This is a genomic window from Actinotignum sp. usb-actsch-213 (genome assembly GCF_059085665.1).
In genome coordinates this window covers 41,691-48,890 of record NZ_JBHNSQ010000080.1, presented here as the reverse complement: position 1 = coordinate 48,890, position 7,200 = coordinate 41,691, and the positions used below count along the sequence as shown (strand labels likewise).

Sequence of the window (7,200 nt, the reverse complement as noted above, 5' to 3'; positions counted from 1 at the left end):
CGCCTCGACCATGGAAAACACGCGCACACGGAGCACTTACTCACCCCGAGTTACCCCGGGTGAGTCTGGTTGGTTAGGCGCGCTTGCGGCGCACGAGCCACACACCACCAACAACCAGACCCGCGGCTGCGAGAGCAGCCAGGGTGATACTGGCGCCAGTGCGGATCAGCGAGGGAGGAGCCGGCGGCGTCGGAGGTGTCGGAGGTGTCGGAGGCGTATCTACGCTCACCGTCTGAGCGGAATCCTTCAGATCGTGATGGACCGAGATGGTCTTGCCGTCTTGGGTCACGGTTTCGAAGACCACGACTTTCTTGCCCGCGAGCTTGCTCGCATCGAAAGTGATGTCAATCGAGGCGCAGTCGTTCGCGGCCGCTGGAATAAACTTCGAGGTAACCGTCACCGGCTTGCCGTCCTTGTCGAGCAACGCATCGCCGTTATCCAACATCAACGCGGTCGTAATTTCATACTCGGTACCCGGCACCAACGTGCCGGAAACATCGCACACCTTGTCCGTAATCACGGCGTTAGGCACCGGCGCGATCACCTTGTCACCATCGCTCTTGTCGGTCGCGGTGGTTGCCAGCTTCGAGAACGTCACCGTCTGATTGAGATCGTTGATGTCGGCGTGGACAGCGATTTCACGACCATCCTGCGTCAGCTTCTCAAACGCAACCGTCTGCTTACCCGCAAACAGGCTTCCGTCCACTGTGAATACGACAGTGGCGGTGCCGTTCGGTGTCTCCGGCACAAACACAGCCGTGGAAACAATCTTGGTGCCGTTTCCGTCTTCGAGCGGCTTACCGGTTGCCTTATCCATCAGAGTTCCCTCAAGCACGTATTCCTTACCAGGCTTGAGATTCTGGTAAGAGACCGTATCGACAAGCTCCACCTTGTCGGTATTCGGCGCCACGTGCGTGTTCTCATGCGTCAAAGTGGTGTGAATCGACGGCTCAGGGGTGATGGTGAATTGCTCCGTCACGTCCTCGACGCTCGTCGTGAGTGGCTGGACGCGGTCATCACCAGCAAACGACGAAACGAAAACATAGGTGCCCGGCAGATTTTTACCATTAGCGTCTTGCTTCACCAACCAGGAAATTTCACCCACGCTGGGGTAGAAGCCGTTGCGGGCGGGAATTGTGACCGTTTCGCCGATCTTTTCTGCCCTATCGCGGTTGGCCTCGGTAACGGCAAGGCCGTGGGGGAAGAACAACACCTCATGCGAAATGGTCGCGGTGTCGGCCTTGAAACCCATCCCACCCGCGAAATCCGGATGATTAGCAGGGAGTCCCGTCACCCACACATCATCGACCAAATAGGTACCCGACTTGGTGTCGCGGATAGACAAGGTGGAGTCGATCTGTGCGGGGTAACGCACCGACGTGGTCTCGTCCGGCAGGCCAAACTGGTCGGCCCACCCTGGCTTAATCCACTTCGCGGAATCCGCGGGCTGGTCTTCAGCCTTGACTTCCCAAACCCAGGTGACAAACCCGGCCTTTACTGTGGGCTGCGAGAGCGTGGCCTTGATCTGGCCCGGCCCATTAGCTACGACCGTGACAGATTCAATCAGCTCCGCACTGGCCGGCACAGAGTCCGTGGTGGTCGGGAGTTCGGTCGGGGAAACATAATATGCGCTCGCCCGGTAGGTCACCGGCACGAAGGTGCCTTCATCAAACGACGCGCCAGGCGCAACGATGCGTGTCCATTCACCATCCCGATAAGCCGGGTCGGCCTTAGCCTCGAACGTATCGGACAACATTGTGCCCTTGTCGATTACTTTCGCGTCAGCCACGTTCGAGGTGCCGAGGGGGCGGAAGTCGAAATTCTCTGATGTCGTTTCTGCTTCCAGTCCGTAAGAATCCGCCCAGTTCTGGTGAATATACTGGCTGTTCGCGCCTTGCTTGGCTTTATCGACCGACCAAACCCAGCTCACGTAACCACGCTTGGGTGTGGTTAGCTTCGCTTCCAGCTTCTGGCCCTCACCCGTGGCTGTAACGTCCACGCTGCCGAGGACTTCGGCACCTGCTGGGATGGTGGTGCTGGTGGTGGGCTTTTCACGGCCCGCCCAATACGCGGTCGCGGTATAAACCACAGGAACCGGCTGGTTGTTTACCTGCGTCCACTGCCCATCACCATAGGACTTATCAACCGATGTGGTGAGAGTGTCCGAAATGGTGCCGTCAAGGTTGATCTCCTGGCTGGCGGCTTGGCTGGTGCCGGTGGGTTGGAAGTCAAAAATCACACGCCACGACGGCCCAGGCCCTGTGATGGTCTCAGGATCGTTCGCCGGTCGGTTGCCGTACGTGATCATGTCCTGGATGGAGCCATCTGAGCCGTACTTTGTGAGAGTCGTGCGGAACTTGGTTTTGTAAGCGTAATCCGCTTGAACAACGCCATTACCGCTGGCTTTCCATTCGAGAGTGATAGGGCGATCTTGTGTAACGCCCTCCCATACCGTGCTGCCGCTCTCCTTGAAAACGGCAGGCCCTGTGAGCGTGATTTTTACGGGGATATTGGGAACCCAAAAATCAGCGTTATCAGGATGAATACCGATGTTGAATAGCTTTCCCTCGCGTTGGCTCTCACCCTCTACGCGGCCGGCTTCGTAGCCGACGGCGGCACTGTTACGGGCCTCGGCAACGTATTGAATGGCTCGTGCCCACACGTCCGGCTGTTGGGTTTGCGTTGCCCCGGCGATTTCATGAGCCACCGAGGCGGTGTTCTCGAAGTTCGCGTGCATGAGCAAACCCAACGCCGCGAGATTTTCGTTATCTGTGGTGTTGCCCTGGTACTTGTTCAAAAGCCAAGCGGCCTGCGGTGTCGTGAGCGCCAGCTCGGGCACGTGCTGCGCGGAATCCGTCAAGGTCGCAATTGAAGTCAAATCATTCGGCCCCGGGTCGGCCTTCTTCCCATCAATACACCACTGAGGCGAAGCATCAATCCCTACCCCGCCAATCTGCGGAGTCTGGTTAATATGCGGCCCAAGCCGCAAAGCACCCGAGGCATTGATACCGATGAGGTCAATGCCGCGCCCAACCGTGGAATCGTAAGCCGCCATGGCACTCCCGCCAAGCAAGCTTGAAATTATCAGAGTAAATACCGCAAGGAGCGCGGCAAGCGTCCGGCCTCCTGGCCGGGCATGTGTGGTCGCTGCCATAATGGTAACGAGTCCTTTCTATATCGAAATGTTTAAGGTCATTGCGAAAAACTGGAGGGATTCACCGGCTCGGTGCTTGTTGGCGCAAGCACCGAGCCACCTTTTGGTTTTAGGGGCATTCGTAAGTCCAGCTATTGCCATTGGAATCCGTACCCGCGCAGAAATTACCTCCGGTCGAGGTGTCTACCCATCCGTCATTGTCAGCAGGGGCAGGCTCGGGAGCTGCGGGAGCAGGTGCTGGCGCCACCGGAGCCGGCGCAGGAGCTGCCTCATAACCAGAATCCGAGTTGTCGCTCCCCCACGAAGACGACACCGACGACGAAGACGCTGACGAGCCAGCCGAAGAAGCGGCCTGTTCGGGCTGGACTGCCTGGTCAGGCAACGCAACCGTCCCGATAGCGGCGCGAGTCTTATTCATCGCATCCTCCAAGTCATGAATCTGGAAACCCAAAGCCGCAACACGCTCTTGAACCTCACGCCACCGCATCTCACCGTGCTTATCTCGCACCCGAGCGCATTCTTCCTCTAGGCCGGCTGCTTTCTGGTTCATCGAGGTGATAATCCCACCATCAGCAACCTTGCCAGTCGCCTCACCAGCGAGCTGACGCGCTTCGCCCAAGACCTTCTCACACCGCTTCAAGACCGAGGTACCGTCCTCGCCCTTACCAGTCACATACCGAGTGACCTTCTTAGAGAAAGCCTCATCGAGTTCGGCCATCTTGGTTTCGAGTTCGCTACCCCACCCGCGCAACACGCTCACACGCTCGGAAATAGCGGTCGCAGCCGCGCGTGCCTCCTTAGCACCAAGAGTCTCGGCCTTGCGAGCATCTATAGGCTTGGCCAGTTCGCCCTCAATCGAGGCACGCAACTCAAGCGCCCTAAAACAGCTCTCGGGATTACCCCCGTCGTTAGAGCACTGGACAGGCTGGAAATCAACCGTCTTGATCTGTTCCTCCAGGGAGGTCTTCACTTCCGCATACTCCGCCGCCGCTCGCGTGTAGTCAGCACGGGCATCCTTAGTGGCCGATACCCCACGCAAATACAGCGCGATACCGACGATGAGCGCGATAGCGATAATTCCTATACCGGCAAGCACATACGCCTTCCGGTTCTTGATTCGGGTGATGTCCATGGTCTGGTTCTTCCTCGTAGTTTGCTTCTTCTCTTGTCTCTAATGGTGCCTTACCGTTACGACACTTTAAACACTCCGAAGCGTGTTTATGCGTTCGCGTATCGCGCGGAGGTTTTCCTGCCCGCCAACCTGGGAACCCACGCCACTCTTAGTGTCTGGTGGCTGGCGGGCAGGAAGACTAAACACCGCCAGCGAGGCCGCGCCCGGCTTTTCTTCTGGAGCCGGCGCTACCGGCGCGGGCGCTGGTGGTTGTTTGGTGCCGCGTGGCTGTTTAGACGCAATATGCCGGATCCGATAAATCACCAGACCCACTGGATTCTTCGCGTCCGCCGGGAATGGGTTGTTATTCAAAGCGTTGTAGATTGCGTGTTTCGTCCAGCCGTGATCGAGTGCTTCCTCGAGATACCCGGTGGCACGCTCACGACCCACCCCTTTCAGCAGATTCGCTAGCGGTGCGGGTACACACTCATCCACCACATCAACACCCGCAGGGACTTCGCGGCGTTCCCGACGCTCACGCACCATCCCCTGGCCCGTGCCGGTTGTGCTTGCGGTATCTGCCGACGCGGCTGCTGTGGCTTGCGTTGGAGAGGTTGTCATGGGAGTATCCGAGATCACCACCCGACCATCCGCGCCCCAGAACCGATAACCCGCGGCTTCCAGCTCCGAGAGGGCTTTACGGGTGCGGGCCTCACTCAAACCACGCCCCGCCAGTGCCCGATAACCCGCCGAAGCATTCTCACCCAGCCCCAGGCAGTAAACCGCCAACGCTAGAGCATCAAACGAGAGCCGCTCATCTTCCAGCAGTGCCTTGGGCACGCCGACGACACTGCGTTCAACGTGTGTGTCCATAACAACCTCCCTCCAAAAACCTCAAAAACCTAGTGTGTGGCTACCGCTACCGTTTGGGGTAGTTCGGCCAAGATCATTTGCCGCCACGCCCGAGAAAGCCGCGGGTCATCCCGAATCCGAGCCTCAAACACCCGAGCCTCACCCGGCGCAACCCTTTGCGCCTCGGTGAGCAGGCCGGTGAGTTCGTCCATCGAATACCCCCGCGCCGCCCGCTGGTTGGTTACTGGCGGGGAGGCAGCGATCTGGCGAATCCGATACGCCACCAAACCCCCAACATTCCGGACATCGCCCGGAATCGGGGAGCTATTCAAGAGCCGGTAAACCTGGCTTGCAGTCCAGCCCGCATCTAACGCGGCCCGCAAATCACGGGCCACCACTTGCAAGCGTGAAGGAGCAATAAACCCGGCCAGGCGCTCGGGAACACAAGACGCCACCACAACCGCATCCCCCGCCGCATCCACGCCCGGCCCCTGTGGCGTCGTCGAGTCCGGCCCGGCAGGTGCTGGCGTGTGGGTAGCCACGACAGTGGCACCCACCACGCCTTGCTGGCTTGGGTCACCATCCACACCAACCACACCCAAACGAGAATCATCTGCTGGCGTTTCAGGCCGGGCTGGTTGGTTGGATTTAATCCCTTCTGAACGTAGTGAAGAAGGGTATTGGTTTAAGGGGTACCGCTCACCGACGGACGATAACCGGTACCCCGGAGAACAATCACCTGTGGATAACCCGGTGTCGCCAACAGACACCCCCACGGTAGCGTTTTGGTTTTGGCGGTTTTCCGCCACTTCACTCCGAGGTACCGGAACCGGTACCCCGGCCACACCACCTATGGATAACCCAGGCATGTCGCTATGTGTATTCTCGTCACTGGAGGCTTCGTCCGTGCCGTCGGCGATGGTGATCGGATGACCGTCCACGTCCAGCTGGACGACTTCCTCACCATCGGGCCGCGGGGATACACACGCCACCACATCGCCGCGCACACTCTCCGGAACTTCAAGAAAAGCTTCCTCAAGACTGATCGGCTCACTAGAAAGCACCGTGACCGTCGCGAATGTTCCACGCCCACCAGCAACACGGAACCGATACCGCAAACCGGCAACCTCGAGTTCTTTGAGCGCGGTAGATACCGCACGCCGGCCGAGTCCGAAATGCCCGCTCATCGAGTCCCGAGTCTTCGGAGCGTGGGGTGGCATCGAGAGCATATAGACGAACAAGCCGAGCGTCGGGGCAGACAAGCGCACGCCCCACACGACATCATTCGTCATCCAGGTGCCGCCGCGGTTTTTCCGGGTAACGAAGAGATCACTACTCACGGGTGTTCACCTCCCCCGCTGTTCGTGTTGAAGAATAGGGCTGGCTGGCCCTCTAGGAGTACCGAAGGCCAGCCAAGCCCGCGCGCCAATGGGAAGCGCGCCCCCAACCAACCCACGCATAATAGAAGAAGCAAACCAACTATCAGCGTCGATGGAAGGGAAGAACATAGAACTACTGGCGGTTACCATGGGATTATCTCCAGCCACTCGCTGAGATTTTCCGCAGCGATCTGCGAGGACGCGGGCGGGAAAACCGTCTCTCGGGTAAGGATGCCCGGCGACGTGAAAGCCGCGACCTTCAAGCATTCCCCACCAAGCCACGTACCAATGCAGGTGTCCGTGCGGTTCGCGACTATAAGCCCCACAAGCGGGTCAATCTGGGAGTGGGAAACATACACATCCTCACCCTCGCTAGCGTTGGGGCCAAACGCCGGAGTCGTGCGGTAAGCCAGGCCGCACACCAGCCACGGCAAACACCAACCCCACAGCTCCTCCGGGAGTGCGTTCAGGTTGTAGCCCAGGCGAATCTCGCCGCCCTCCACGCACACCTTAAAATGCTCAAGCACCCGACACGCTTTATCGAAGTGTTCTTCGGGTACGCAGTCCACATCGAAAGCTACATACACCCACGGGTCACACACCCGCATGCCCAGTTCTGGCGAATACACGCCCTCATCGCCGATATTCAAATTCCAGCACTGAATAACAACCGACTGCCCCAACTCCAACGTCGTGTCCATGAG

The 7,200-nt window shown here is 58.8% G+C and carries 5 protein-coding genes; all 5 read right to left on the bottom strand.

Features of this window, described 5'->3' with window-relative positions; all coding sequences use genetic code 11:
* Nucleotides 1-73: 73 nt before the first annotated feature.
* Entirely contained in the window at nt 74-3,055 is a 2,982-nt protein-coding gene (locus AC5RK6_RS08645) for a VaFE repeat-containing surface-anchored protein (RefSeq protein ID WP_257960057.1), read from the bottom strand.
* Between the two features lie 208 nt (nt 3,056-3,263).
* Nucleotides 3,264-4,286: a hypothetical protein gene (locus AC5RK6_RS08640; RefSeq protein WP_101657614.1), complete on the bottom strand. Its 1,023-nt coding sequence runs from the start codon at nt 4,284-4,286 to the stop codon at nt 3,264-3,266.
* Nucleotides 4,287-4,352: 66 nt separating this feature from the next.
* On the bottom strand, nt 4,353-5,138 hold the full coding sequence (locus AC5RK6_RS08635) for a hypothetical protein (protein ID WP_435730814.1): 786 nt from the start codon (nt 5,136-5,138) through the stop codon (nt 4,353-4,355).
* A 29-nt stretch (nt 5,139-5,167) separates the two neighbouring features.
* Entirely contained in the window at nt 5,168-6,457 is a 1,290-nt protein-coding gene (locus AC5RK6_RS08630; RefSeq protein WP_145989820.1) for a hypothetical protein, read from the bottom strand.
* 182 nt (nt 6,458-6,639) lie between these two features.
* Complete coding sequence (locus AC5RK6_RS08625) at nt 6,640-7,197, bottom strand: hypothetical protein (protein WP_101657611.1); 558 nt, start codon at nt 7,195-7,197, stop codon at nt 6,640-6,642.
* Nucleotides 7,198-7,200 lie beyond the last annotated feature (3 nt).